The organism is Pantoea sp. X-Soil-OKNW-556 (assembly GCF_059730695.1).
Map to the genome: position 1 here is coordinate 1,378,538 of NZ_AP035990.1, position 24,796 is coordinate 1,403,333.

The 24,796-nt window shown below is 56.7% G+C and carries 26 protein-coding genes; 16 read left to right on the forward strand and 10 right to left on the reverse strand.

Going from position 1 to position 24,796, the window contains the following annotated elements:
- Window positions 1-26: 26 nt before the first annotated feature.
- From AC6I8T_RS06285 to AC6I8T_RS06300, 4 genes are read right to left on the reverse strand one after another with little or no spacing between them, the layout of a single operon-like run.
- Window positions 27-848 (reverse strand): ABC transporter permease, encoded by an 822-nt coding sequence (locus tag AC6I8T_RS06285; protein WP_021182489.1) that lies wholly within the window; start codon window positions 846-848, stop codon window positions 27-29.
- A complete protein-coding gene (locus AC6I8T_RS06290; protein WP_021182490.1) occupies window positions 841-1,668 on the reverse strand; it encodes an ABC transporter permease in 828 nt (275 codons plus the stop codon). Before AC6I8T_RS06290 ends, AC6I8T_RS06285 begins: the two co-directional genes overlap by 8 nt.
- Before the next feature lie 9 nt (window positions 1,669-1,677).
- Window positions 1,678-2,727 (reverse strand): ABC transporter substrate-binding protein, encoded by a 1,050-nt coding sequence (locus AC6I8T_RS06295; protein ID WP_021182491.1) that lies wholly within the window; start codon window positions 2,725-2,727, stop codon window positions 1,678-1,680.
- 15 nt (window positions 2,728-2,742) lie between these two features.
- Complete coding sequence (locus AC6I8T_RS06300) at window positions 2,743-3,858, reverse strand: ABC transporter ATP-binding protein (protein WP_021182492.1); 1,116 nt, start codon at window positions 3,856-3,858, stop codon at window positions 2,743-2,745.
- Window positions 3,859-4,360: 502 nt separating this feature from the next.
- Between AC6I8T_RS06300 and AC6I8T_RS06305 the strand changes: the two genes are divergently transcribed.
- Complete coding sequence (locus AC6I8T_RS06305; RefSeq protein ID WP_208725066.1) at window positions 4,361-5,467, forward strand: sugar phosphate isomerase/epimerase family protein; 1,107 nt, start codon at window positions 4,361-4,363, stop codon at window positions 5,465-5,467.
- 95 nt (window positions 5,468-5,562) lie between these two features.
- Entirely contained in the window at window positions 5,563-6,300 is a 738-nt protein-coding gene (locus tag AC6I8T_RS06310) for a GntR family transcriptional regulator (RefSeq protein ID WP_021182494.1), read from the forward strand.
- Window positions 6,301-6,336: 36 nt separating this feature from the next.
- On the opposite strand, the gene AC6I8T_RS06315 is transcribed toward AC6I8T_RS06310, so the two are convergent.
- Window positions 6,337-7,809 carry an MFS transporter gene (locus AC6I8T_RS06315; RefSeq protein ID WP_021182495.1) on the reverse strand — a complete coding sequence of 491 codons (1,473 nt, stop codon included), beginning with the start codon at window positions 7,807-7,809 and terminating at the stop codon, window positions 6,337-6,339.
- Between the two features lie 230 nt (window positions 7,810-8,039).
- On the opposite strand from AC6I8T_RS06315, the gene osmF reads away from it, so the two are divergent.
- Genes osmF through AC6I8T_RS06335 form a run of 4 tightly spaced genes read left to right on the forward strand, consistent with a single transcriptional unit; the run spans window position 8,040 to window position 11,771 of the window.
- A complete protein-coding gene (gene osmF, locus AC6I8T_RS06320) occupies window positions 8,040-8,948 on the forward strand; it encodes a glycine betaine ABC transporter substrate-binding protein OsmF (protein WP_208725067.1) in 909 nt (302 codons plus the stop codon).
- A 3-nt stretch (window positions 8,949-8,951) separates the two neighbouring features.
- Window positions 8,952-10,109 carry an ABC transporter permease gene (locus AC6I8T_RS06325; protein WP_497833602.1) on the forward strand — a complete coding sequence of 386 codons (1,158 nt, stop codon included), beginning with the start codon at window positions 8,952-8,954 and terminating at the stop codon, window positions 10,107-10,109.
- Window positions 10,102-11,037, forward strand: coding sequence for an ABC transporter ATP-binding protein (locus AC6I8T_RS06330; protein ID WP_208725069.1), 936 nt, complete (start codon window positions 10,102-10,104; stop codon window positions 11,035-11,037). Before AC6I8T_RS06325 ends, AC6I8T_RS06330 begins: the two co-directional genes overlap by 8 nt.
- Window positions 11,037-11,771, forward strand: coding sequence for an ABC transporter permease (locus tag AC6I8T_RS06335; RefSeq protein WP_497833603.1), 735 nt, complete (start codon window positions 11,037-11,039; stop codon window positions 11,769-11,771). Before AC6I8T_RS06330 ends, AC6I8T_RS06335 begins: the two co-directional genes overlap by 1 nt.
- On the opposite strand, the gene AC6I8T_RS06340 is transcribed toward AC6I8T_RS06335, so the two are convergent.
- Together AC6I8T_RS06340 and AC6I8T_RS06345 are read right to left on the reverse strand one after the other, a co-directional pair.
- Window positions 11,752-11,859 carry a YohO family small membrane protein gene (locus AC6I8T_RS06340; RefSeq protein WP_013508398.1) on the reverse strand — a complete coding sequence of 36 codons (108 nt, stop codon included), beginning with the start codon at window positions 11,857-11,859 and terminating at the stop codon, window positions 11,752-11,754. The two genes, AC6I8T_RS06335 and AC6I8T_RS06340, sit on opposite strands and share 20 nt — an antisense overlap.
- Window positions 11,860-11,937: 78 nt before the next feature.
- A complete protein-coding gene (locus tag AC6I8T_RS06345) occupies window positions 11,938-12,675 on the reverse strand; it encodes a MerR family transcriptional regulator (protein WP_021182500.1) in 738 nt (245 codons plus the stop codon).
- 149 nt (window positions 12,676-12,824) lie between these two features.
- On the opposite strand from AC6I8T_RS06345, the gene AC6I8T_RS06350 reads away from it, so the two are divergent.
- The 3 genes from AC6I8T_RS06350 to AC6I8T_RS06360 are packed head-to-tail and all read left to right on the forward strand — an operon-like array spanning window position 12,825 to window position 14,361.
- On the forward strand, window positions 12,825-13,388 hold the full coding sequence (locus AC6I8T_RS06350; RefSeq protein ID WP_021182501.1) for a helix-turn-helix domain-containing protein: 564 nt from the start codon (window positions 12,825-12,827) through the stop codon (window positions 13,386-13,388).
- Entirely contained in the window at window positions 13,385-13,912 is a 528-nt protein-coding gene (locus AC6I8T_RS06355; protein WP_208725071.1) for a GNAT family N-acetyltransferase, read from the forward strand. Before AC6I8T_RS06350 ends, AC6I8T_RS06355 begins: the two co-directional genes overlap by 4 nt.
- Entirely contained in the window at window positions 13,909-14,361 is a 453-nt protein-coding gene (locus AC6I8T_RS06360) for a GNAT family N-acetyltransferase (RefSeq protein WP_208725072.1), read from the forward strand. The genes AC6I8T_RS06355 and AC6I8T_RS06360 overlap by 4 nt, the downstream gene beginning before the upstream one ends.
- A gap of 115 nt (window positions 14,362-14,476) precedes the next feature.
- On the opposite strand, the gene AC6I8T_RS06365 is transcribed toward AC6I8T_RS06360, so the two are convergent.
- Window positions 14,477-15,448, reverse strand: a complete 972-nt coding sequence (locus AC6I8T_RS06365; protein WP_497833604.1) for a LysR family transcriptional regulator — start codon at window positions 15,446-15,448, stop codon at window positions 14,477-14,479.
- A 146-nt stretch (window positions 15,449-15,594) separates the two neighbouring features.
- On the opposite strand from AC6I8T_RS06365, the gene argH reads away from it, so the two are divergent.
- From argH to AC6I8T_RS06400, 7 genes are read left to right on the forward strand one after another with little or no spacing between them, the layout of a single operon-like run.
- On the forward strand, window positions 15,595-17,022 hold the full coding sequence (gene argH / locus AC6I8T_RS06370; RefSeq protein ID WP_497833605.1) for an argininosuccinate lyase: 1,428 nt from the start codon (window positions 15,595-15,597) through the stop codon (window positions 17,020-17,022).
- A gap of 10 nt (window positions 17,023-17,032) precedes the next feature.
- A complete protein-coding gene (locus AC6I8T_RS06375) occupies window positions 17,033-17,905 on the forward strand; it encodes an amino acid ABC transporter permease (RefSeq protein WP_021182506.1) in 873 nt (290 codons plus the stop codon).
- A gap of 12 nt (window positions 17,906-17,917) precedes the next feature.
- Window positions 17,918-18,682: an amino acid ABC transporter ATP-binding protein gene (locus AC6I8T_RS06380; protein ID WP_021182507.1), complete on the forward strand. Its 765-nt coding sequence runs from the start codon at window positions 17,918-17,920 to the stop codon at window positions 18,680-18,682.
- An 18-nt stretch (window positions 18,683-18,700) separates the two neighbouring features.
- On the forward strand, window positions 18,701-19,522 hold the full coding sequence (locus AC6I8T_RS06385) for an ABC transporter substrate-binding protein (RefSeq protein WP_021182508.1): 822 nt from the start codon (window positions 18,701-18,703) through the stop codon (window positions 19,520-19,522).
- A gap of 13 nt (window positions 19,523-19,535) precedes the next feature.
- Window positions 19,536-20,381, forward strand: coding sequence for a polysaccharide deacetylase family protein (locus tag AC6I8T_RS06390; protein WP_208725076.1), 846 nt, complete (start codon window positions 19,536-19,538; stop codon window positions 20,379-20,381).
- Window positions 20,374-21,252 carry a polysaccharide deacetylase family protein gene (locus AC6I8T_RS06395; protein WP_208725077.1) on the forward strand — a complete coding sequence of 293 codons (879 nt, stop codon included), beginning with the start codon at window positions 20,374-20,376 and terminating at the stop codon, window positions 21,250-21,252. Before AC6I8T_RS06390 ends, AC6I8T_RS06395 begins: the two co-directional genes overlap by 8 nt.
- Window positions 21,245-22,603, forward strand: coding sequence for an MmgE/PrpD family protein (locus tag AC6I8T_RS06400; RefSeq protein WP_208725078.1), 1,359 nt, complete (start codon window positions 21,245-21,247; stop codon window positions 22,601-22,603). The genes AC6I8T_RS06395 and AC6I8T_RS06400 overlap by 8 nt, the downstream gene beginning before the upstream one ends.
- A gap of 67 nt (window positions 22,604-22,670) precedes the next feature.
- Here AC6I8T_RS06400 and AC6I8T_RS06405 read toward each other — a convergent pair whose 3' ends face one another.
- Both AC6I8T_RS06405 and speB read right to left on the reverse strand, forming a co-directional pair.
- The gene (locus tag AC6I8T_RS06405; protein ID WP_497833606.1) at window positions 22,671-23,753 is read right to left on the reverse strand and encodes an iron-containing alcohol dehydrogenase family protein; all 1,083 of its coding nucleotides are present in this window, start codon (window positions 23,751-23,753) and stop codon (window positions 22,671-22,673) included.
- Window positions 23,750-24,709 carry an agmatinase gene (gene speB / locus AC6I8T_RS06410; RefSeq protein WP_021182513.1) on the reverse strand — a complete coding sequence of 320 codons (960 nt, stop codon included), beginning with the start codon at window positions 24,707-24,709 and terminating at the stop codon, window positions 23,750-23,752. Before speB ends, AC6I8T_RS06405 begins: the two co-directional genes overlap by 4 nt.
- Window positions 24,710-24,796 lie beyond the last annotated feature (87 nt).

A 24,796-nucleotide genomic window follows, 5' to 3' on the forward strand; every position in this document is an offset into this window, starting at 1 on the left:
GTGAATCCTTGTACTTGATTAAGTCATTAATTTTGTGGGCGTGGAGCCAGCACACGGCGTGCAACCAGCAAACCGAGCAAGGTGACGGCGATGAGAATCCCTGAGATAGCGGCCACACGGACATCGAGTGACTCTTCAATCAGAGCAAACATTCGCAGCGGCAACACCGTGGTTGAAGCATCTGCAAGAAACAGCGAAACCGTGACGTTATCCAGTGACTGAATAAACACCAGAAACGCACCAGCCAGAATGCCGGGCATCAACAGTGGCAACGTGACACGACGAAGCGTCATAAACCAACTGGCCCCCATAGTGGTTGATGCTTCCGCCAGAGAGGGGTTAAGTCCCTGGGCCACAACAGACGCGGCGCGATACATCAACGGGCCAAACACCACGATATGCCCGGTAACGGTCAACCACAGCGATGGCTGGAAACCAATAAAGTTGGCGACGATCAATGCTGCCAGCCCATAGACCAGGCTGGGTAACACCAGCGGAGCAAGCAGTAATGGCTCGATGCTGTTCACGGTTTTACGTTTCATCCGCGTCATACCAATGCTGGCGGGCACGGCAAACAGCAGCGATCCCAATACCGCCAATCCGGCGATTTTCAGTGAGTTCCATGCCGCTATGTGTTCAGTACCCGAGCGCACCGGGTCGAGCAGCGCTTCATACCAGCGCAATGAAAATCCTTCCGGTGGATATTTCAGTGTTTGCCCGGCGGTGAAGGACATCATCAGAGCAATCACAATCGGTGCGACCAGGTAAATCAGGCACAGCGTGCCAAAGCCATACACAAAGACTTTGTACAGCAGTGCCGGAACGGGATTTTCGCGTCGATTAAGCATGACCGTTCAATCTCCTGTGACGTGAAATCATGGTGAGTGCCACCAGCAGACAGCCAGTCGAAAGCAGCAATACCACGGCAATGGCGGAAGCGAGAGGCCAGTCGAACAGCGTACCGACTTCGCGATAAATCAGCTGTGGCACGTACACATTACGTGCACCACCAATCACGGCCTGGGTGACGAACGAGCTGCTGGTACTGGCGAATACCAGGATCCAGCCTGCCAACAGGCCTGGTAACATCAGTGGCAGCATCAGGGTGATCAAAATGCGCCAGGGGCCAGCTCCTGAGACTTGTGCCGCTTCGGTGAGTGAGTATTGGGTGCGGGTCAGAATGGCGATCAGCGGCAAAATGATCAGCGGCAGATCAATCTGACACATTGCCATGACCAGACCGAGCTCCGTAAACATCAGGCTGGTCGGCATTCCGGTAATGCCAAGCGCCATTAATGCTTCGCTGATTGGTCCCTGACGTCCCAAAATGACAATCCAGGCGAACGTTCTCACTACGTTACTGGTCAGCATCGGGATTAGCGTCAGGAAAATGATCACCTGACGTAAGGTTCGCCCGCTATGCCAGTAAAGCAACGCGATAGGTACGCCCAGCAGGGTGGTGCCGATAACTGTTTCCAGTCCCAATCTCGCGGTGTTAATCAACACACGAAAGTTGAATTCATCACCGAAAAAACGGGCGTAGTGATCCAGGGTGACACCACCTTTAGTGATGAAACTAAATCCGACCAAAACCGCGAGCGGCGTTGCGAAGAACACCACGGAGAGCAATAGCATGGGGACAACGTAAGGAAAGCCGCTCTGTTTCATCACATCACCTTATCCGGCAACAATGGTGTCAAATTCGCGAATCCAGGCATCACGATTTTTGTTGATGCTGTTCCAGTCGGGGTAGACCAGAGTCTTAAGCTGATCGCGCGTGACATAGGCGGAGATTGCCGGTGTCAGCGCAACATCGCTGTTGGTCGGGAACATTTCAGCCGGTGGCAATTTGAATTGATCCTGTGCAGCCTGGGAGATGGCCGCATCCATATAGGCGTAGACGGCATCGGCATTTTTGGTGCCCTTCGTCAGATGAATATTGACCGGTGCCGCTGGAGATCCCGTTTCCGGATGGACGAACTCGCAGTTCATCCCCAGACTCTTCAGGCGTGCCACGTTGCTGGTACTGCACATGAATACCGCGATCTCCCCCTGCTGGAACAAGGTCATTTGATGATTGGTGCTATCAACAATGCTCTTTAACTGCTCAGGATGATCCTTGAACAACTTAAACACGGCCGCCATGTCATCTGGCCCGGAGCCATAGATTTTGGCGATTTCGGTGTAAGCCATGACCGCGGTGTTGGAGGCAAAACCAGTCCAGGAGACCAGGCCTTTGTAGGCGGGGTTTTCGAACAGATCTTTATAACCCTTCGGACGTGGCACAAGGTCCGGGTTATAGGCGATGCCGTTGACTTCTACCGTAACCGTTGGGCCATATTCACCCTGAAAACTCGGATCGAGGAGATGCCAGTTTTTCAATCTGGAGGGATCGATTTTCTGGATAATGTCATTCTGAATGGCAATGGTCATTTGCCCTGGCGACATTAACAGCGCGTCATAAGGGGGATTACCGGGGCTGGCCATCACTTTTGCCAACTGGTCTTGTGCCAACGCAGGGGCAATGGTCAGGCCATACCCCTCTTTTTTCATGATCGGGGTCAGTATGTTGCGATAGGCATCTTCCCAGTTCCCCGGAAAGGTGGCAGCAATTGCGGTTTCTTTCTCTGCCGCCAGCGCACGTAGTGACACCGGTAGCAAGGAGGTTGCGGCTGCTCCTGCCAACAATTGACCGAACCGACGACGACTAATCTCAAAGTTTTTCATGATGTTCACCTCTATTTAATCACTCAGGGTTTGCGGTTCAGCCGGAAAGGCATGACAGCGTGTCGTATCGATCTCAGCAAAAAGCTGCGATCCGGGAAGGGGGATGCGGGTTCCGGGGACTCTGACCTCAGAAGCCCGCAGCGTAGTACCACAATCAAGCATCAGGTCGTGCACCAGCACGGGCCCCAGTGGGACGGAAACCGTCAGCCTTGCTGGCTGACACTGTTCTCCAGGCTGCGCTGACAAACGTACTTCTTCAGGACGGAATGTGATGGTGACTTTCGAGCCGGTGGTAAAATTCAGACGGCGAGGCAGACGCAGCGTTTTGTCACCAGACAGGCCGATCAACGTGGTGTCGTTATCAAAGCGCAGTACGGTGCCAGCTAACTGGTTGGTTTGGCCAATAAAGGTGTTTACGAACAGTGATTTGGGCTGATCATAAACTGCCATCGGTGTGTCGATCTGCTCAACATGGCCTTTGTTCATCAACACCAAACGATTGGCGAGGCTCTGCGCCTCCTCCTGATCGTGCGTCACGATTAGCGTGGTGATCCCCAGCGTTTTTTGCAGGTGTAACAATTCCACCTGTAAATCAAAACGCAGCGCGCGATCCAGTGCTCCAAAAGGCTCATCCAGCAACAGCAGAGAAGGGCGACCTGCTATGGCCCGGGCAACTGCAACGCGTTGCTGCTGACCACCGGAAAGCTCACGCGGCAGACGATTGCCATATTCGCTGAGGCGCACCATTGCCAGCATCTCTTCAACACGCTGTTTACGTTCAGCACGCGAAACTTGCTGACAAGCGAGCGGATAGGCGATGTTTTCGGCGACAGTGAGATGGGGAAACAGAGCGTAGTTCTGGAAAACCATGCCGATACCCCGCGCCCTGGCCGAGACCAGGGCCAGATCCTGATTGCCCAGTTCAATTTTTCCAGCTTTAGGCTGAATAAGTCCGGCTATTGCCCTTAACACGGTGGATTTACCACAGCCGCTTGGCCCCAGCAGTGCCACTATTTCACCGGGTTCAATCGTGAAAGAGACATCGCTGATTGCGTTGTTGCCACCGTAGCTGTGAGTAAGGCCCTGAACGTTCAAGCGCTTACGTTCGGACGAGTTCTGCATATCTGCCATAGTGCTTCCCTGGTTCTGAGTCGCGAGATGAAACGAAAAATTCACATGGAAAAGGAGTTGCAAGCGGTATGCCAGGATCACAGGTCGTTGGGTTTATTTATCATAACTAATGGAATTGTAATGATAATTATCTTTTAAAATATGTGCGAAAGTTTGTGCGAAAATTAGTGATACTGAATTTCATTAAGTAAATTCGGAATTATTTTTCACTAAATTGGTGCGTCCTTATCATCAGAATGGTGCAGAACCACCGGTAATGGGGCAACGGGGGAGGGAAAAATGGGGGTTTTCAGGCTGCGATCGGGATTGGTTGACTGAAAATCCTCTATCAACAATATTAATTTTATTGAATAATGTTTCTCACTAACTTAATAATTAACTTTATACAAAAAATTATTAAATTTATTTTGTTGTTTATCAATGAATTAAAATTATTTTCCAGGCCGATGGCATGCTGCTTGCAGGTGCTGTATCGACACACCATCCCAAAAAGGAGTACGACATGAAATTAGGTATCGACGGTTTAAAACTGCCTGAAGCAAAAAAACGTGGTCCCTTAGCGAGTCTTGAACATGCAAAAGCACTGGGTTTGAGTGGGATTTTTTTCAGCACATTACTGGATATGAGTCCCGATCTGGACAAAGGGCGGTTACGTGATATCCGTGCGAAAGCAGATGAACTGGGTCTGTATCTGGAAGGGGGACTTGGTAAAATCAACCCTTACTGTAGCGCTGAATCTCCTGAGCTGCGTGACATTGGCAACGGCGATATCATCGCCGGTTTGACGCGAATGATAGAGGCGGGGGCGGAGATAGGTTGCTGCGAGTTGTGGGTTTCTCCGGGTAACTTCAAACCAGCCTATCCAGGGCGTCTGGCGGTGGATCGCTTCCGCACCGACGTGACCTGGGATGAACAATTGCTGGCTATGGAAAAGGTGTTGCGCAAGCTGGCACCTGTCGCACGCGCCAATGGTGTGCATATGAATATTGAAACCCACGATGAAATCACCTCATTTGAAATTTTGCGACTGATTGAATCTGTGGGTGAGGAGTGCGTTGGCGTTGTACTGGATACCGCGAATATGTTGCAACGCGGAGAGCATCCCGTCTTTGCTGCCCGTCGTCTGGCCCCCTGGGTGCGGCAGACCCATATTAAAGATGCCTATATTGGGCGCGCGCCTGGCGGTCTGGATTTTCAGCCCCGTCCCTGTGGCATGGGGATTGTCGATTTTGCCGCCATCCTGCCGCTGCTGGCTGAGGTAAACCCGCAACTGCATCTGTCGCTGGAGATTGCCCAGTCATCTGACGATAAACGTCGTGCGGCCAATCCGCGTCAGTGTATCCAGATTGATGACCCTCTGTGGCGCGTTGGCCACCCTGATCTGACCGGGGAGGAGCTGGAAGCCTATTTTGCCATGTTAAACGCTTATGAGAAGCGGGTCACAGCAGGGGAAATTCCCGATTGGGCGAGCTATGAAAGTGCCAATTATGGCTACCCCAGTTATGAGCACCAGCATTATGGTTTTGCACAGGCGTTAGGATTTATTGAACAATCTGCCAGCCATATTCGCAACATCTGTGCCGAAAAGGGTATCGTGTTAACACGATAAGTTACGCAAGAATATTATCACAAAGATAGATAAGCCGTTTTACGGGCTGTTATGATAGTTGCAGTCGACGTGTTGGATGAAGTAGGGAGAGGATAATGAAAAAGACACGCAGTCGAGTGACGCCAGCAACCAGTAAGGCTGCCAGTAGCGCTGACAGCCATGATGATGTCTCAGAGCGAATTCGTATCACGCTGGCCACGGCCATCGGGGAAGGGGCGCTAAAGCCAGGTAGCAAGATCCTGGAAGAAGCCATCGCTGAACATTTTGGCGTGAGCAGAACAGTGGTGCGGGGCGCACTTGGCGTGCTGGAAAGTGATCATTTGCTGGAAAGAAAGCGCAACCGCGGCACCTTCGTGGCTGAACCCAGCATAGATGAAGCGAAAAGTCTTTTTGAAGCGCGGCGTAAATTAGAGGCGATCTTGCTGGCGTTGATCGTCGAGCGGGCAACCATCGCAGAACTTAACGCGCTGGAAAAACTGGCGGATGAAGAAGAGCATATTCATCAGCATGGCGACGAGAAATCAAAAACGGTGCTGTCAGGTAAGTTTCACATCGTTCTGGCGGAGATGGCGGGTAATGCCGTGCTGACAGAAATGTTATCTAAAATCGTAGCCCGACTGTCGCTGGTGATGGCGTTATATGAAGAGAATCATAAAGATGATTGTGGGGCAGACCATCACCGCATGATCGTCGCGGCGCTGAAAGAAAAGGACCTTTCGCGTGCGCAGCAATTGATGGATCACCATCTGGCCGACATTGAGGGACGGGTCAGACTGACTGAAGGGCAGGGCGATCGTTACTCCTTCCTGTCGGTGCTGGAGAACTTCTCCTGAATGTGGCGGCGCGATAAAACGCGCCGCCACAAATGATTACCGGGCGTTAAAATCCTCGGCATCGACATCGTAACCCGATGGCTCCCAGCGAATCGCCAGCAGCGCCAGCAGACCAGCCAGCGGTGCGAGGAAAATCACCCAGAACACTCCGGTGCCGAACGCGGCGACCAGCAGCGGGAACACAAACAGCGACACGGTAGAACTGCCACGCATCAGCGTCTGGTTAAAACCAACGCCCACGCCGCGCAGCGAGGTCGGATAGCTCAGCGACGCAAAGGTCATGGTATGTGAACCGGGACCGAAGCCCTGGCCGAACAGGAACAACGCCAGCATGGCAATCGCCACCGCCGCCTGTTCGCCCCCTTCAGGACGACCAATTAGCGCCAGCCCCAGCAGCGCCACGCACTGACAGGTGTAGCCGGTCACCGACATTTTCCACGCACCGAGACGAGGCACCAGCCGTACCGCCAGCAAACCGCCAACAAAAGCAAACAGCAGGTTGAGCGCCAGCGACACCAGAATGGTGGTCAGCATCGACTGCGCAAAGAAGCTGGAGATAATCACCGGCAGACCAAAAGCCACGGCGTTATACGCAAAGGAAGAGGCGATGGAGGTGACGGTCGCCAGAATGGTGCGGCGGCGATAAACACCCTGCAACAGCGCGCCATAGTTACGCCAGCTGGCTTTACGTACGCGGGGTTGTTGGCTCAGATCGGCATCGTCTGCCACCCGGGCATTGATATTGTACGAACGGCGCAAAATCTCTGCCGCGCCGTGCAGGTTGCCCTGGTTAGCGGCCCACACCGGAGACTCGCTCATATAACGGCTGCGGATGGCGATAATCACGATCGCCGGGACCGCACCAAAGCCGAGAATCAAGCGCCACAACCAGTCGGTATGGCTTTCCGGCAACACCGCATACAGCAGCAGCACCAGCAGGTAGGAGATACTGATGGCCGCGTACCAGGTGGGGCACCACATCGCCACGCTGGCGGCTTTATTACCCTGACCGCGCAGTTTAGAAAACTCGGCAAGGAAGGCCATCGCCACCGGTAGATCGATCCCGACGCCCAACCCCATCACAAAGCGCGCACCGCCAAGCACATATTCGTTGGGGGCAAAGGCACAGGCCAGCGCTGCCACCACAAAGAAGAACATATCGGCCATAAACACCCGGTAGCGGCCAATTTTATCCGTCAGATAGCCGCCAATCAGCGCGCCAACGATAGCGCCAAAGGTGATCGCCGCTGCCACCATACCGGTGCCGGTCGGTGTCAGCTGGAACTCGCGGGCCACATCTTTGATACCAAACGCCAGCGCACCCAGGTCATAGGCATCGAGAAACACCCCGCCCAGTGCGATAGCGATGACGATGCGTGCGTTACTGCGCGACTGCTCGCTGTTATTAATCAGGTTTGATACATCGGACGCACTGCGGATCCATTGTGTCTCACCCTGAGGTTGATTCCCTGCCAGCGCCACATGGGCGGGAGAAGTTAAGTCGGACATGATGTTGTTGTCTGTATTTTTGTAAATTTGGGCCTATGAGAATAATCCTCAGTTGGCGGCTGAAAAATTCCATTTGGTTATATGAGCAATGAAATGGTTATAACTGATTTGAAATGGCTAGCAGAAATTGACCGAAGTGAAACCCTAACCGCTGCTTGACCGCGCCCATCCCGGTTCGCCAGGCTACGCTTGTAACTCACCACACGATAACAATACTGAGGGCGAACGCCATGATTAAGCAGGGTTTACTGGGACTGATCGCATTAGCAATGAGCGCCACCGCAGCACAGGCCGCCGACCCGGTGCGGGTGGGGTCGAAGATTGATACCGAAGGTTCGCTGCTCGGCAATATCATCCTGCAAGTGCTGAATAAACATGGAGTGCCGACGGTGAATAAAATTCAGCTCGGTACCACGCAGGTGGTGCGCGGTGCCATCACCGCCGGCGCGCTGGATATCTATCCTGAATACACCGGCAACGGGGCGTTTTTCTTCAATGATGAGAAAGACCCGGCGTGGAAGAATGCACAGCAGGGTTATGAGAAAGTGAAAACCCTGGACGCGGAGAAAAACCATCTGGTGTGGCTCACCCCAGCGCCAGCTAACAATACCTGGACCATCGCGGTACGCAGCGATATCGCCGAGAAAAACAATCTCACCTCGCTGGCGGATCTCAGCCAGTACCTGAAAAAAGGCGGCACCTTCAAACTGGCGGCCTCGGCAGAATTTATCGAACGCAGCGATGCGTTACCGGCGTTTGAAAAAGCCTACGATTTCAAACTTGATCAATCACAGCTGCTGTCGCTGGCGGGCGGTGATACGGCGGTCACCATCAAAGCCGCCGCCCAGCAGACTTCCGGGGTGAATGCGGCGATGGCTTACGGCACCGACGGCCCGGTGGCGGCGCTTGGGCTACAAACCTTAACCGATCCCAAAGGCGTACAACCGATTTACGCACCGACCCCGGTGATCCGCGACGTGGTGCTGAAGCAGTATCCTGACATTGGCAAGTGGTTGCAGCCGGTGTTCAGCAAACTTGATGAGAAGACGCTGCAACAACTCAATGCGCAGATTGCGGTGGATGGCCAGGATGCCAGCCAGGTGGCGCAGCAGTGGTTACAGCAGAATAAGTTGCTGTAACGGGTGGCACGATTATTCAGGCGACCGCAGCCGGTTTTGCTGGTACTGGTGGTGTTGATCAGCGTGGCGCTTGCCGCGCTGCCAGTGCTGACCTATGCGGCGAACCGGCTGGTTTCAGGTCAGCCGCTGATGCTGTGGCAGATACCCTTGGGCGGATATCTGCTGCTGCCGTTGCTGGCGTTGTGGCTGTTGGTCTTCTTGCCAACCCGGCGCAGCGCGTTGCTGCTGTTGCTCGGCTGCGAATGCCTGTTTGTGCTGCTGGTCTGGCTGAGTGGGCATCAGGCGACACTGCTGGCGCAAAGCGGCAGCCGGCTGGCGCGTACCGCGTTTGGCAGCGGTTTCTGGAGTGCTGCGGCGCTGACGTTGCTGCTGGCGGCAGAGGCGATTCGTCAGCGCCAGCGCCAGACAACGTGGCGCATCTTACTCAACCTGCAAATGTGGTTGCTCCCGCTCGCCCTGTTACTGAGCGGCCATCTTAACCCGCTTTCCCTGTTAAAAGAGTACGCCAATCGCAGCACGGTATTTGATGCCGCGTTCATCCAGCATCTGACACTGCTCGGCGGGACCTTGTTGCCAGCCATACTGATCGGTCTGCCGCTCGGCATTGTTATTGCCCGGCGTACGCGCTGGCAGCAAACCGCTTTCAGCGTATTAAACCTGATCCAGACTGTCCCCTCGGTAGCGTTGTTTGGCCTGTTAATTGCCCCCCTGGCCGGGCTGGCAGCAACGTTTCCGTTGCTGGCGAGTTGGGGGATTGCGGGCATCGGTATGGCTCCGGCGCTGATAGCGCTGGTGTTGTACGCGTTGCTGCCGCTGGTGCGCAGTGTGGTGGCCGGTTTGCAGCAGGTGCCTGCGGAGGTACGGGAAACCGCGCGTGGCATGGGGATGAGCCGTTGGCAGCAGTTCTGTTTTGCCGAACTGCCGCTGGCGCTCCCGGTGTGGCTCTCCGGTTTGCGTGTGGTGGTGGTTCAGACGCTGGGGCTGGCGGTGGTGGCGGCGTTGATTGGTGCCGGTGGATTCGGGGCCATTTTGTTTCAGGGATTATTAAGTAGTGCACTGGATCTGGTGCTGCTCGGGGTGATCCCGGTGGTGGCGCTGGCGGTGATCGCCGATGCGCTGCTGCGCCTACTGGCTGCGCTGCTGGAGAGACAATATGATTGAATTTCATCAGGTAAATAAAGTTTTCAACGGCAAAGCAGCGGTGCGCAATTTGTCGCTGCATATTGAGAAAGGCAGTTTCACGGTGCTGATTGGTACTTCGGGTTCCGGTAAATCCACCACCCTGAAAATGATTAATCGGCTGGTGGAGCATGACAGCGGGGAGATCCGCTTTGCCGGAGAAGCCATTGAACGGATGGATGCCCGTGCCTTGCGTCGTCGCATTGGTTATGCGATTCAGTCCATCGGGCTATTTCCGCACTGGAACGTCGCGAAAAATATTGCCACCGTGCCATCGCTACTGGGCTGGTCACAGGCGCGTATTCGTGAGCGCGTGGCGGAGCTATTGACGCTGCTCAATCTGGACAGCGAGTTGGCGACACGTTATCCGCATCAGCTTTCCGGCGGTCAACAGCAGCGTGTGGGCGTGGCGCGGGCGCTGGCGGCGGACCCTGAGTTGCTGCTGATGGACGAACCCTTTGGCGCGCTCGATCCGGTCAACCGTCAGGCGCTGCAACAGGAGATGCTGCGCATTCACCGCCTGTCCGGGCGCACCATCGTGTTGGTGACCCATGATATCGATGAGGCGCTGACCCTGGCCGACCAGTTGGTGTTAATGGATGGCGGCGAAATTGTTCAGCAGGGCAAACCGATTGAATTGCTGACGCAACCCGCCAGCGATTTTGCGCGTGAATTTTTTGGTCACAGCGAACTCGGCGTACGCTTGCTGGCTCTGGGACGGGCAGGGAGCGCGGTTCGCCGCGGTGAGTGGCTGGAGGCCGAACCGATCGCCGCCGGGTTAACCCTGCGTGAGGCATTGTCGCAGTTTATCGCCCGGCGCACTGACAAGCTGCCGGTGGTGGATCAACACCAGCAACCGCTCGGCGTGCTGCACTTCAGCGATTTGTTGCGTCAGCGCGAGGCGAGTTGATGAGCTGGCTGAAAGATCCGCTGTACTGGCTGCTGGCGTTGTTTCTGCTGCTGCTGCTGTGGGGACTGCCGCACAGCGCGCCGCTGTTTGCCCACTGGTTTCCACAACTGGAGCGGCCTTTATATCAACAGGATAGTTTTTGGCGGCTGGCGCTGGCGCATCTGTGGCTGGTGGTCAGCGCCAGCGTACTGGCGATTGTCGTTGGAGTGAGTTGTGCGGTGTTTGCCACCCGGCGTAAGGGGAGGGCGTTTCGGCCGCTGCTGGAAACCCTCGCTGCCGCCGGGCAGACCTTTCCGCCGGTGGCGGTGCTGGCGATTGCGGTGCCGGTGATGGGGTTTGGCGCGACCCCGGCGGTGATGGCGTTGTTTCTGTATGGTTTGCTGCCGATTTTGCAGGGTACGTTGGCTGGTCTTGATAGCGTACCGGCCAGCAATCGCGAGATTGCCACCGGTCTGGGCATGGGGCCGTGGCGGCGTTTATGGCAGATCGAACTGGCGCTGGCGGCACCGGTCATTATGGCCGGGGTGCGCACCTCGGTGATGATCAATATCGGCACCGCAGCAATCGCCTCAACCGTCGGCGCGGAGAGTCTGGGATCGCCGGTGATTATTGGCCTGAGCGGCTTTAACACCGCCTATGTCATTCAGGGGGCACTGCTGGTGGCGCTGCTGGCGTTGGTGTGCGATCGTCTGCTTGAACGCGTGCAGCGCTGGCTTAGTTGGCGTGCAGAATAAGGCTGTAGCCTACCAGCATCAGGCCGCCCATGCCGCCCAGTGCCATCACGGCAAACAGGGTAGAGATGAAGATTTTTTGCCAGTTCATGTCAAAACCTGAGAAATGTCATTGAGGGCGGCATGATAACGCGCACATCAGCCGAGGCAAAGGCCGATGTGTGCGTTTTTACGCGTTGGGGTCGTGGAGGTGAACGTTAAAGCCCTGGGCCTGCCAGTGCTCCAGTTGTTCATGCTGACGACGGGTGAGCTTTTTGCCGGTCCAGACAAACAGATTCTGACCGGGGAATAACTCCGGGCGCGGCAGTTCCAGCGGTTCCGCCAGCACATCCATACGCCATCCCTGTTGCGAGAGACGCCAGGCTTCCAGCCAGATGCGGGTGCGATCGTCAACGCCCCAGCCAATCATCAGTGCATCTTTGCCGGCTTTTTTACGCGATCCGGTCAGGCAAAACGCCACGTAATCTATTAACGCGCCATCAAGCAGGCTGCACATGGCGCGTGCGGTGTTTTGATCTAATCCGAGACGCTGGCGAACCGGCACAATCACATGATCAATCAGCGCATCCACCGGATGCTCACGTCCGACCGTGGCGATCTTGGCACGCAACTTTGAAGGTCTGACATGGCGCAGTACGCTCATCAGTTCTTCCTGCAACGTATTCCAGCCGTCGTGCACATTGACGCTTTCCCCTTCCAGCAGGGCCTTGACCTTGCCAACGGGCACGCCGCTTTCTATCCAGCGCTTGATCTCTTCAATGCGCTGAACATCTTCGTCGTCAAACTGACGGTGACCACCTTCGGTGCGCTGGGGCTTTAACAGACCGTAACGTCGCTGCCATGCGCGAAGTGTTACCGGATTGATTCCACAGCGTTCGGCAACGTCGCCGATACTGTATAAGGCCATATCTTCCTCAATATACTGACCTGCATCGCCACACCTTAACCGCGGCGAATAAGTTGTACAACATATTTTTCCTTGTACAACTTGACGGAGATGGTGTTTTCAGGTTTTATCTCAATTATGAGATTATTTCCCATAATTGAGAGGTGATGATGTCTGAACCGGATACCGAAGATCGGCTGGCCGCTCGTTTAGCTGAATTGCGCCTGCAACGCGGCTGGTCACTGGACGAACTGGCGATGGCCACCGGCATCAGTCGGGCCACATTGTCGCGCATTGAGCGCGCCGAGACCAGTCCAACGGCAGCATTACTCAATCGACTTTGTGTCGCCTATGGCCTCACCATGTCGCGCCTGCTGAGTGAGGTCGAAGACGACGCGCTGTTGTTACTTAAACCCGAACAGCAGCCGGTGTGGGTCGATGAACTGAGCGGCTTTCAGCGCCGCAACGTTTCGCCGCCTGCCACTCATTTTAGAGCAGAAATGGTGGAAGGGGTGTTACAACCCGGTTCGCGTATTGATTATGACGCGCCGCCGATTCAGGGGCTGGAGCAGCATATCTGGTTACAGTCCGGCGAGCTGACCATCAGCATGGATGCGCAAAGCTGGACTTTGCAGGCGGGTGACTGCCTGCGTTTCCATCTGACCGGCAAATCCTCCTTTACCGCGCACCCGCAGGGTGGTGCACGTTACATTCTGGTGGTATGCAAACCATGATTGAGATCGAACAGCTTAGCGCCAGCCAGGCGCAGCCTCTGGTGGGGGCGTTATGTGATGTGTTGCAGGGATGTGTGGCGGAGGGGGCCAGCGTCGGGTTTATCGATGCCAACGATCGTGCGGTGATGGAACGTTTCTGGCAGGACAAAATCTTCAGCCTTGCCAGCGGCGACAATCAACTGCTGGTGGCACGCCTGCACGGAAAGATCGTGGCGACGGTCATGGTGGGGTACAGCGCCATGCCGAACGGTCGCCACCGCGCAGAGATCAGTAAGCTGCTGGTGCACCCGCGCGCGCGTCGCATGGGGATTGGACGTCGGTTGATGCAGCAGGCGGAACAGTTGGCGGCAGAGAACGGCAAAACCTTGCTGGTGCTGGACACGCGCAGCGGCGATGTGGCGACCGATCTCTACCTGTCGCTCGACTGGAAAATTGCCGGCTCCATTCCCCACTATGCCGAATCCACCGCCGGGGTGCTGGACGCCACAACGGTGATGTTTAAAACCTTGCGGCTGCCTGCATGATCGTGGTGACGCCGGAGTCGATTCAGCAGCCGGACGCTGAATGGTTGCTGGATCGTCTGTCAGCTACCCTGGCACAGTTGACCGGTAGCAGCGGGCGTGCCAGCTTTGATCCCGACGCAATGCAGCAGCCGGGCAGCTGTTTCGTGATCGCGCGTGATGAGCAACGCAGGCCGGTGGGCTGTGGCGCGTTTCGCCCGCTGCAACCGGGGGTGGCGGAGCTGAAACGCATGTATGCGTTAAACGCCGGGCAGGGCATTGGCGCAGCGATTTTGCAGTATCTGGAGCAGCAGGCGCGGGCGCAAGGCTATCAGGCGATGTGGCTGGAGACGCGCAAGGTGAATCAATGCGCGTTAAGGTTTTATGCCCGCCAGGCGTATCAGCCAATTGCACCCTTTGGACATTATGTGGGTAATACGGCGGCGCAGTGTCTGGGGAAAGTATTGGATTGATTTTTGTACATATCATGCTGTTCAATGTCAGCCAAAACCCGCGCGATAAATCGCGCCGCTACGTCAGGTGCGAACATCGGTAGCGGCGCGATTTATCGCGCGGGCGTGCACCAAATCAGTGCGCCGCTTCCGCCTCCGGGATCGACAGCGCCTGCATAAACAGCTTAATAATCGGATTTATTTTGCGGCCCTTCTTCATCATCAGGCAGAACGGATTCTCCATACGAATCGATTCATCCCCCAATTCACACAACTGGCCGCGTGCAATAAACGCCGCCGCGTAGTGTTCGGGTAAATAGCCAATAAAATGCCCGGTCAGAATCAGCATGGCGACGGATTCAACCTGAACAGCCTGTACGCCGCTGTCCTGTAATGGAATAAGTCGTCGTGCATCGCGCGGCGTAACATATAAATGATTTATGACTTTTTGTTCGCGTAATAATGCCAGCGATATTTTATGCTCGGCGCTGTCGGAATAAAGTGGATGACCAGCAGAGCAATATAATTTCGAATATTCTTTATATAACGGGAAGTAATCGAAATCACTTTTCATTTCATAAACCGGCGCAATGCCGCAATGAAAACGCCCTTCGCTAATACCGCGTTCAATATCATCTAATTGTGCCGTTTGCAGACGGATTTGTACCTTTGGTGCATTTTGGTGCAGCTGTTGCACCGCGCTGGTGACCGGGGAGTGCGGGTCGGAGATGGTGTTATCTACCACGCAAATCGCGATGTCGCCCAGCAGCTCGTTGCGGCTGTTGTGCAGCCGCTCGCGGAACAGATTAAGCGAGACGAACAACTCCAGCGTCGCCTGATAGACGTTGATACCGTACTGCGTCAGTTCAAAGCCTTCGCGCCCACGACTGCACAGCGTCATGCCGAGGCGAATTTCCAGATCGGAAACCTGTTTACTGATTGCTGCCAGACCAATATTCAGCTCGTGGCTGGCGGCAGTTAATCCACCGGCTTCTACCACGCATTTAAATACGCGCAGCAATTTTAAATCGATATTACTTAATGCCAGCACCGCATTGTCGCTGCGATTGATTGCATTGTTTCCAGACTGGGAAACTTTACTTTCCATCTTTGCTATTCAACTCCGGAATTATTGCGGTGAAAGTGTAGTGAACCTGAAATGTGCCGCGTTTACCAGCGTAGCAATAAAATAAGTTTTTATTATCGCTGGTGCCTAATTTATCTCGCTATTGATTATTGGTAAGGGGAAATTGCATGTCTGAGAAAGCAGAACTGTTATGGGGTGCGCGTTTTAAAGCCGCACCGGCGGCCAGTTTAACCGCGCTGTCGCGTAGCCCGGATTACTACTTTGCCCTGGCTCCTTACGATTTTGCTGGCTGCCGTGCCCACGCCCGTGAACTGGCGCGTGGTGAACTGCTGAGCGACGCGGAACTGAGCACCATGCTGGCGGCAATTGATGAGTTGGATGCTGAGTTCCGCGCCGGTCAGTTGCATCCCATCGCGGCGGATGAAGATGTGCATACCTTTGTTGAGCGCGCACTGACCGAACGCTTAGGGCCGCTGGGCGGCAAGCTACGCGCCGGTCGTTCACGTAACGATCAAACCGTCAACGACCTGCGCCTCTACCTGCGCGATAACGGCCGTAAGGTGGTCACCGCGCTGCTCGGGCTGCAACAGGCGTTGGTCGAGCAGGCGGCACAGCACACCGAAAGCGTGGCGCCGGGCTTTACCCATCTGCAACAGGCGCAGCCGATTGTGTTTGGTCATCAGTTGCTGGCGCATGCGCAATCCTTCGCCCGCGATATCGAGCGTATGCAGGACTGGGATCGCCGTAGTGCGCGCTGCCCGCTCGGCGCGGCGGCAATGGCCGGTTCCGCCATTGCGCGTCAGCCAGAATTAGCCGCCGCCGACCTGGCCTATCTCGCGCCGTGCGAGAACTCAATTGATGCGGTTGCCAGCCGTGACTACGCCGCCGAATTCCTGTTTGTCACCAGCATGATTGGCATCAACCTGTCGCGCCTGTGTGAAGAGGTGTGCATGTGGGCCTCGCGTCAGTTCCGCTGGGTTGAGCTGCACGACAGCTACGCCACCGGTAGCTCGATCATGCCGCAGAAGAAGAACCCGGATATCGCCGAGTTGACGCGTGGCCGTTCGGGCCGCCTGGTCGGCAACCTGACGGCGCTGCTCACCACCATGAAAGCGATGCCGCTGTCTTACAACCGCGACCTGAGCGACGACAAACGCAACGTGATTGACGCCGTCGATACCCTGTTGCTGGTGCTGCCTGCGATGGCCGGCATGATGGCGACGCTGAAATTCAACACCGAGGTGATGCGCGAGCAGGCCCCGGATGGTTTCACCCTGGCGACGGAAGTGGCCGACTGGCTGGCGATGCGCGGCGTGCCGTTCCGTGAAGCACACGAAATCACCGGTCAACTGGTACAGCTGTGCGAGCAGCAAGGTTGTGGCCTGTCCGATCTGAGCGATGCGCAGTTACAGGGGGTCGATAGCCGTCTGACCGCCGAAGTCCGTGGCGCACTGACGCTCGAATCCGCGCTGGCAGTCCGTAACGGTTACGGCGGCACGGCACCGGTGCGGGTACGCGAGCAACTGGCGCGTCTGCAAACCCTGATGCAGGCCCAGCAACAGTGGGCTGACGACTACGCTGGCCCGCGCGCCTGAGGAGACGCTGATGTCGCAATCGACCACCACCGCAACCAACAACGTCAGTAGCCAACCGCATTACGATCTCGATCGTTATCAGGTGGTGCCGCGCCGTTATTATGGCCGTATCACCGCCTCGGCGGTCATCCTGATCCTGCTGGCATTGCTGGTTAACGCCTTTGCGCACGGCAATATCGAATGGTCGTTTGTCGGCCAGTTCTTTACCGCCAAAGCGATTCTCGACGGGGTGGTCAACACCCTGATTATGTCCGTGCTGGCGATGGGCTTCGGCGTGTTGTTCGGGGTAATCACCGCCATCATGTACATGTCGCCCAACCCGGTGCTGCACTACATCGCGGTTGGTTACGCCTGGATCTTCCGTGGCACGCCGCTGATTCTGCAACTGCTGTTGTGGTTCAACCTGGCGTTGGTGTTTCCCACCATCAGCATTCCCGGTGTGTTCAGCGTACAAACCGTCACCGTCATGACACCGTTCCTCGCGGCACTGCTCGGCCTGAGCATCAACCAGGGGGCGTACACCTCCGAAGTGGTACGTGCCGGTCTGCTGTCGGTGGATACCGGTCAGTATGAGGCGGCGAAAGCCATCGGTATGCCGCGTTTGCAGGCGTTGCAGCGCATTATTTTGCCGCAGGCGATGCGCGTCATCCTGCCGCCGGTAGGCAACGAATTTATCAGCATGATCAAGACCACCAGTCTGGCGAGCATGATCCAGTACTCGGAACTGCTCTACAACACCCAGAACATCTACTTCGCCAACGCGCGCGTGATGGAACTGCTGTTTGTGGCCGGTATCTGGTACCTGATTGTGGTGACGGTGCTGTCGTTTGGTCAGAGCCAGCTGGAACGCTACTTCTCACGCGGCCATCGCCGTCGTCACTAAGGAGTGAGAGAGATGAGAAACATCGTGCGCGCCGTCAAGGTGAACAAATATTTCGACCAGTTCCACGCCTTGAAGGATGTCAGCCTTGAGGTGAATTACGGCGAGGTGATGTGCATTCTCGGGCCATCCGGCTCCGGTAAAAGCACCTTTCTGCGCTGTATCAACCAACTGGAGAAAATCGACCAGGGGGGGATCTGGGTCGATAACGAACTGGCGGGCTACCGTATCAACGGCAACAAACTTTACCCGTTGAGTGATAAGCAGATCGCCCGCCAGCGCCTGCAAACCGGCATGGTCTTTCAGCGCTTCAATCTGTTCCCGCATAAAACCGCGCTGGAAAACATCATCGAAGGACCGTGCCGCGTGCTGCTGCGTCCGAAACGTGAAGCCAGCGAAGAGGCGATGGCGCTGCTGGATCGCGTCGGACTGGCGCACAAAGCCCACGACTATCCACAGTCGCTGTCCGGTGGCCAACAGCAGCGTGTGGCGATTGCCCGTGCGCTGGCGATGAAACCGAAATTAATGCTGTTTGATGAACCCACCTCGGCACTCGATCCGGAAATGGTCGGCGAAGTGCTGGCGGTGATGCGTCAACTGGCAAAAGAAGGCACCACCATGCTGGTCGTTACCCATGAAATGGGCTTTGCCCGTGAAGTGGCGAACCAGGTGGTGTTTATGGATGAGGGACGCATTATCGAGCAGGGCGCACCGGAAGACATTCTGTTGAACCCGCAAAACCCACGGATGAAAAACTTTATCAACGCGATTCTTCTTTAACTGACCGGGGTGATTTGAATGAAAAAACTGTTACTGAGCGCCGTAAGTGCCGCGCTGTTGCTGCAATCGTCGGCCTGGGCCGATATCGCTGTGCCAGCGTCGATCAAAGAGAAAGGTTTGACCGTGGCGATCATGCCGAACTATCCGCCGATGGATTTTAAAGATCCGGCCAGCAACCAGTTGACCGGCGTCGATTACGATCTCGGCATGGCGATTGGTCAGAAGCTGGGCGTGAAGATCAACTGGCAGGAGATCGCGTTCGAACAGATGGTCAACGCCGTGGTGACCAAACGCGTTGATATGGTGATGTCCGGTATGACCGACACCAAAGAACGGCAGAAGGTGGTTAACTTTATCGACTACTTCAAAACCGGCCCGCAGTTCTACACCTTATCCGCGCGCAGCGACATCAACAGCGCGATGGATTTGTGCGGCAAGCGCGTAGGCACCAGCCGTCGCACCACCTTCCCGCAGGAAATTGCTAACTGGAGCAAAGCCCACTGCGAAGCCGCCGGTAAGCCCGCCATCATTGTGGTCGGGGCGGAAGGGACGGCGGATGCCCGCACTCAGTTGCGTCAACGTCGTCTGGATGGTGCGGTACAGGGCAGCGAAACCCTGCCGTACATCATGAACCTGGAAAAGGGCACCTTTAAGCCGCTCGATAAAGCCTTCTCCTTCCAGTACACCGGCATGGCGATCGGTAAAGATGCATCGGATCTGACCACCGCCGTGCAGGGCGCGCTGGATGCGATGATTGCCGACGGCACTTACCAGAAGATCCTCAGCAAATGGGGTCTGGGCGACAACGGTGTGGCAAAAGCCACGGTAAACCAGGGCTAACAGGAGGCGGCTGATGCAACAACCGGGCGCAGTGCGCTGGCCACAGGGCAAGCGCGGCTGTATGGCGCTGGCGTTTGACCTTGATGGTCCCACCGGCGATGCCATGTTGAATGGCAGCCTGTGGTCGACGCCGGAGTATTTCACTTTTGGCGCTTACGGGCCGTACCGCGCGCTCGGGCGTTTGCTCGATCTGCTGCGGGCGTTTCAACTGCCCGCCACCTTCTTTGTTCCCGCGTGGGTGGTGGAGCAGTGGCCGCAGCAGTGCCAGGCGATTATTGAGCAGGGCCACGAAGTGGCTTATCACGGCTATCGCCACGAATCTTTCTGGGCGATTTCGCCGGAAGAACAACGGGCGGTGATGGCAAAATCGGCGGCGATCTTTAAACAATATCTCGGCATTACCGCTTGTGGCTTTCGCACGCCGTCAGGTGACTGGCATGCAGAAACGCCGCAGATCCTGCGTGACGCTGGGGTGATCTACTCCAGCAGTATGCGCGGCGACGATCGTCCCTACAGCATCCCGGTAGCCGGACATACGCCGCTGGTGGAAATCCCCGGCAAATGGGAGATGGATGATTACGCCTCGCTGGCCTATACGCGCCAGCCGGACTTCCCGAAAGGCGGCGATCGTATTGCCAGCTATGCCCACACCCGCGACAACTGGCAGCGCGAATTTGATGGCGCGATGGATGAGGGCTTATGCCTGACCACCCTGTTCCATCCGAAAATCTCCGGTCAGCCAGGGCGGTTGCTGCTGCTGGAACAGCTGTTTGAACATATGACAGCGCGCGATGATGTGTGGTTTGCGCGTTGCGATGCGGTGGCGCACTGGTACTTGCAGGAGCAGCAGCATGACTGAATCTTCCCGCTGGCCGCTGGGCTTCCAGTCGGCGGCGATTATCACCATCGATTTTAACGATATTCATGGCATTCTCACCCAGGCACCGGCGGTGGCAGGGCGCGACAAAACCCTGTCGGTATGGCGCTATGGCACGCTGCGCGGCGTCGATCGTCTGTTGAGTTTGCTGGCGGAAAAACAGCTTAAAGCCAGTTGGTGTCTGCCAGCGATTGTGGCGGAGGAGCAGCCGGAGCTGGTGCAACGTATCATCGTCGATGGCCATGAAATCGCCTGTAGCGGCGACCGCCATGAGGATTTCTCCACGCTGACCCTGGAACAACAAATTGCCAGCATCACGCGGGGTTGCGACAAACTGGCGCAGCTAACCGGCCAACCGATTCAGGGGTTTCGTACCCCGGCAGGGCAGTGGAAACCGGGGCTGGCCCAGGCGTTGATTGAGCAGGGAATTCGCTGGTCCTCCAGCTGGCGCGGAGACGATCTGCCCTATTTCCACCCCGGCACCCGGTTGGTGGAACTGCCGATGCACTACACGCTGGAAGATGAACCCTATTTTGCCTTTAACCTCAGTCCGGCGATTCCACCGGGACAGTCGCGTATTGCCCCCTATGGCGAAACCCTCGACAACCTGACCCAGGATTTCCGCGGTTTCCATCGTTTTGGCCTGTGTTATCTGCTGCGTTTGCACCCGGAGATTATCGGCACGGCCGGACGCATTGGTCTGCTGCGATCGCTGCTCGATACGCTGCAACAACACAACGTATGGATCGCTACGGCGCAGCAGGTGGCAGCGCATTGGCAGAGCCAACCCGACAACGGCGCGGATCATCCGGCTGAAGTTTTCACCCGCATCATCGGAGAGAACAATGCTTAATCAGCTGGCGAGTTTTATTGCTGAAACCCGTTTTGACCAGTTGCCTGTGGCGCTGGTGGAGCAGGCTAAACGTCACTTCCTTGATACCCTTGGCGCTTCGCTGGCGGGTAGCGATAGCCCGATCTGGCGTGAGTGCCAGACGTTGGTCGAGGCCGAGGGCGGTTATGCTCAGGCGCAGGTGTGGGGCAGCGCGCAACAGGTCAATGCCCGTCAGGCAGCGTGGCTGAATGGCGTGGCGGCGCATATGTATGAGCTGGACGATACCGGGGGCTGTGACCATTCCGGTGCGGTGGTGATCCCGGCGTTGCTGGCAGTACTGTCGCTGGCCCCGCAGCCAGTGAGTGGCCAGGCGCTGCTGACCGCAATGGTGATCGGTTATGACATTGGGCGTCGGGTGCTGGAGGCTTGCGGCGGTTATTCGGCGCATAACGGTGCGGGCTGGCACTCCACCGCCAGCTGTGGCGTGTTTGGCGCGGCGGCAGCGGTGTGTTCGCTGTTGCAACTCACCCCGGCGCAAAGCGCTTCGGCGCTGGGTATTGCGGCCAGTTTCAGTGGGGGATTGTGGGGCTTTATTCACGACGGTTCGCATACCAAAAAACTGCACGCAGCGCGTGCGGCAGAAGGTGGGGTACAGGCAGCACTGCTGGCGCAACGTGGTATCAGCGGTCCTGCGGCGGTCTTCGAGCCGCGCTGGGGTGGTTTCCTGCAAACCCTGGCGCTGGACACTCAGCAGCCCGAGGCGCTGGTGGCCGATCTCGGCGTGGTGTGGAAGCTGGCGCGCTGTTCGATCAAACCCTATGCCGCCTGTCGTGGCACCCATTCGGCAATTGATGCGCTGGGTATGCTGTTGCAGCAACAAGCGCTGGCGACCGCAGATATCGCGCGCATTGTGGTGGGGCTAAACCCCTTCCTGCTGGAGATGTGTGGCACCCGTGATGTCGCCAGCCTGGCGGCGGCGCAGATGAGTTTGCCTTATGCGCTGACGGCGCGCGCGTTGTATGGCGCGGCAGACCTGGCCAGCTATGATGAGGCAAAACGCCAGCATCCTGATGCCGAAGCCTTGATGGCGCGGGTGGAGCTGGTGATCGATCCTGAACAGAACCGCGACGCTGAACCCTGGGTGCGGCTGGAGACGGTGCAAGGTGAGCAGTGGCAGCAACATGTGGCGGTGCCGTCCGGAGCACCCGCCAATCCGCTGAGCCTGGAGGCACTGCTGGCGAAATACCGTAGCCTCGCGGCGCGCGTCCTGCCAGAAGCGCAGGTGGTGCAGTTGGAAACGGTGTGCATGGCGTTGGATGACATTAGCGATGTCAGTCAGATTGCGGCGTTACTGGCAGTCAAACAACATTAACGTTGCGCGATGAATCGCGCCGCTACACATATTGGTACATCTCGTAGCGGCGCGATTTATCGCGCGGTTACTGTGTTGCCAGTTTCTCAACGCGTGCGATTGCTGCCAGCAAGCGCTCATCCGTCACCGTTTCCGCCATATTCGCCATATCCGGCGCATGCACCGATTCACGTACAATCAGCGCCAGCTCGGCTGTGTCCAGATCGGCAATTTCAGTCAACGTCAGCGGTACACCGCAATCGCGTGCCAGACGCATTTCTGCCAGCACTTCGTCATCGCTGCGCTGTTCCAGCGCCAGCAGACACAGATTGCCGAAGCCGACCAGCAGGCCATGACCAAACTCTCGCGTCTTATCGCAGAAGGTAAAGCCTTCGTAGATAGCATGAGATGCCGCTGCGTGTGCTCCGTTGCTCATCAGCGAGGTTAAACCCGCCCAGGTAAAGATGGCATCCAGTACCTGATCCAGTGCGGAGCTGCTCTCACCGCGCAGCACGGCGGCATAGGCGGCCGGGCCATGTTCGGCAATCACGTCATAACAAATTTTGCTGTGCGCCAGGGATGACAGCGCGTTGCCTTCTTTGGCCGGATGGCGGCTGCTGACGGCACGGAACTCGTACCATTTCGCCAGCGTATCGCCCAGCCCGGCAGCCAGCCAGCGGGGCGGGGCTTTTGCCAGCAGCGTGCTGTCGATCACCACCGCTGCCGGAGCCTGTGGCAGTGGGAAGATATCAAAGAAGTTACCGTTATCGTCGTAGCGGATACTCAGCGGCGTCACCGCCGAACAGGTTGCGGCGATGGTGGGGATGGTCACCACCGGCAGGCCGAGCTGCGCCGCCACGGCTTTACAGGTATCCAGCGATTTACCGCCGCCAACACCGATAATCACCTCTGCTTGCAACTCGGTGGCGATGGCTGCCAGTCGGTTGATCTGGTTGAGCGACGTCTCGCCACCAAACCACTCCTGCGCCAGCAGCGTCACATCCGCCGCCAGCAATTGGGCGCGTACCTGCGCTTCCACCGCTTGCAGCGCCTGATGACCGCCGATCAGCAGCGCGCGTTGTCCGAGGCTGGCACAGATTTCACCCAATTGATTAATCACCCCCGCGCCGCGTAACACGCGGGCCGGGAACACCAGATTCATTTGTGTCATTGTTTCTTCTCTGTATAACGGACGCCAGGCAACACGCACAGCATCTCATAAAGGATATTGGCCGCCAGTTGGGAGGTCATGCCGCTCAAATCATAGGGAGGCGAAACCTCAACCAAATCGCCGCCGACCAGGTTTAACCCACGGCAACCGCGCACGATCTCCAGTCCCTGCATTGAGGTCAGGCCGCCCACCTCCGGCGTACCGGTGCCGGGCGCCCAGGCGGGATCGAAACTGTCGATATCGTAAGAAAGATAAACCGGGCCGCTGCCGATACGTTCACGCACCTCCGCCATTAACGGTGTCAGCGAACGATGCCAGCACTGCTCGGCAGGGATCAGATGGAAACCCTGATCGACACCCCACTGAAAATCATCCGCTGCGTAACCCTGCGCACGTTGACCAATCTGTACCACGCGTTGGCAATCCAGCAAACCCTCTTCCACCGCGCGACGGAAGGTGGTGCCGTGGGCAATCTTCTCGCCAAACATCTCGTCATTGGTGTCGGTATGGGCATCAACGTGAATTAGCCCCATCGGACCGTGTTTTTTTGCCAGCGCACGCAGAATCGGCAGCGTCAGGGTGTGGTCGCCGCCCAGCGTCAGCGGAATCAGCGGCCACGGGTTTAGCGCGCTGTAAAAGTCTTCAATGATATCGACCGACTTCAGCAGGCTGTAAGTATTGATCGGCACATCGCCAAGATCGCCCACGCGCAGCGAGTCAAAAGGGGCGGCACCGGTTGCCATATTGTAAGGGCGGATCATCACCGAATCGGCGCGGATGGCGCGTGGCCCGTAACGGGTACCGCTGCGTTGCGAAGTGCCGATATCCAGCGGGATACCGATAAACGCCACATCCAGATCGGCGGGGGACTCACTGGCCGGTAAACGCATCATGGTGCCGCGTCCGGCGAAACGCGGCATTTCATTGCCGCCCTGCGGTTGGGGAAAATGGGTCATGACCGGCTCCTTAACTGAACAGGCTGACATCATGACCCGATGCGCGAGCGGGAAAAATCCTTGACAGCAGATAATCACTTCAGAGAT

Excerpts from the sequence above, each read along its gene's own strand:
- AC6I8T_RS06285 (WP_021182489.1), bottom strand. The coding sequence starts at position 848 with ATGCTTAATCGACGCGAAAATCCCGTTCCGGCACTGCTGTACAAAGTC.
- AC6I8T_RS06290 (WP_021182490.1), bottom strand. The coding sequence starts at position 1,668 with ATGAAACAGAGCGGCTTTCCTTACGTTGTCCCCATGCTATTGCTCTCC.
- AC6I8T_RS06295 (WP_021182491.1), bottom strand. The coding sequence starts at position 2,727 with ATGAAAAACTTTGAGATTAGTCGTCGTCGGTTCGGTCAATTGTTGGCA.
- AC6I8T_RS06300 (WP_021182492.1), bottom strand. The coding sequence starts at position 3,858 with ATGGCAGATATGCAGAACTCGTCCGAACGTAAGCGCTTGAACGTTCAG.
- AC6I8T_RS06305 (WP_208725066.1), top strand. The coding sequence starts at position 4,361 with ATGAAATTAGGTATCGACGGTTTAAAACTGCCTGAAGCAAAAAAACGT.
- AC6I8T_RS06310 (WP_021182494.1), top strand. The coding sequence starts at position 5,563 with ATGAAAAAGACACGCAGTCGAGTGACGCCAGCAACCAGTAAGGCTGCC.
- AC6I8T_RS06315 (WP_021182495.1), bottom strand. The coding sequence starts at position 7,809 with ATGTCCGACTTAACTTCTCCCGCCCATGTGGCGCTGGCAGGGAATCAA.
- osmF (WP_208725067.1), top strand. The coding sequence starts at position 8,040 with ATGATTAAGCAGGGTTTACTGGGACTGATCGCATTAGCAATGAGCGCC.
- AC6I8T_RS06330 (WP_208725069.1), top strand. The coding sequence starts at position 10,102 with ATGATTGAATTTCATCAGGTAAATAAAGTTTTCAACGGCAAAGCAGCG.
- AC6I8T_RS06335 (WP_497833603.1), top strand. The coding sequence starts at position 11,037 with ATGAGCTGGCTGAAAGATCCGCTGTACTGGCTGCTGGCGTTGTTTCTG.
- AC6I8T_RS06340 (WP_013508398.1), bottom strand. The coding sequence starts at position 11,859 with ATGAACTGGCAAAAAATCTTCATCTCTACCCTGTTTGCCGTGATGGCA.
- AC6I8T_RS06345 (WP_021182500.1), bottom strand. The coding sequence starts at position 12,675 with ATGGCCTTATACAGTATCGGCGACGTTGCCGAACGCTGTGGAATCAAT.
- AC6I8T_RS06350 (WP_021182501.1), top strand. The coding sequence starts at position 12,825 with ATGTCTGAACCGGATACCGAAGATCGGCTGGCCGCTCGTTTAGCTGAA.
- AC6I8T_RS06355 (WP_208725071.1), top strand. The coding sequence starts at position 13,385 with ATGATTGAGATCGAACAGCTTAGCGCCAGCCAGGCGCAGCCTCTGGTG.
- AC6I8T_RS06360 (WP_208725072.1), top strand. The coding sequence starts at position 13,909 with ATGATCGTGGTGACGCCGGAGTCGATTCAGCAGCCGGACGCTGAATGG.
- AC6I8T_RS06365 (WP_497833604.1), bottom strand. The coding sequence starts at position 15,448 with ATGGAAAGTAAAGTTTCCCAGTCTGGAAACAATGCAATCAATCGCAGC.
- argH (WP_497833605.1), top strand. The coding sequence starts at position 15,595 with ATGTCTGAGAAAGCAGAACTGTTATGGGGTGCGCGTTTTAAAGCCGCA.
- AC6I8T_RS06375 (WP_021182506.1), top strand. The coding sequence starts at position 17,033 with ATGTCGCAATCGACCACCACCGCAACCAACAACGTCAGTAGCCAACCG.
- AC6I8T_RS06380 (WP_021182507.1), top strand. The coding sequence starts at position 17,918 with ATGAGAAACATCGTGCGCGCCGTCAAGGTGAACAAATATTTCGACCAG.
- AC6I8T_RS06385 (WP_021182508.1), top strand. The coding sequence starts at position 18,701 with ATGAAAAAACTGTTACTGAGCGCCGTAAGTGCCGCGCTGTTGCTGCAA.
- AC6I8T_RS06390 (WP_208725076.1), top strand. The coding sequence starts at position 19,536 with ATGCAACAACCGGGCGCAGTGCGCTGGCCACAGGGCAAGCGCGGCTGT.
- AC6I8T_RS06395 (WP_208725077.1), top strand. The coding sequence starts at position 20,374 with ATGACTGAATCTTCCCGCTGGCCGCTGGGCTTCCAGTCGGCGGCGATT.
- AC6I8T_RS06400 (WP_208725078.1), top strand. The coding sequence starts at position 21,245 with ATGCTTAATCAGCTGGCGAGTTTTATTGCTGAAACCCGTTTTGACCAG.
- AC6I8T_RS06405 (WP_497833606.1), bottom strand. The coding sequence starts at position 23,753 with ATGACACAAATGAATCTGGTGTTCCCGGCCCGCGTGTTACGCGGCGCG.
- speB (WP_021182513.1), bottom strand. The coding sequence starts at position 24,709 with ATGACCCATTTTCCCCAACCGCAGGGCGGCAATGAAATGCCGCGTTTC.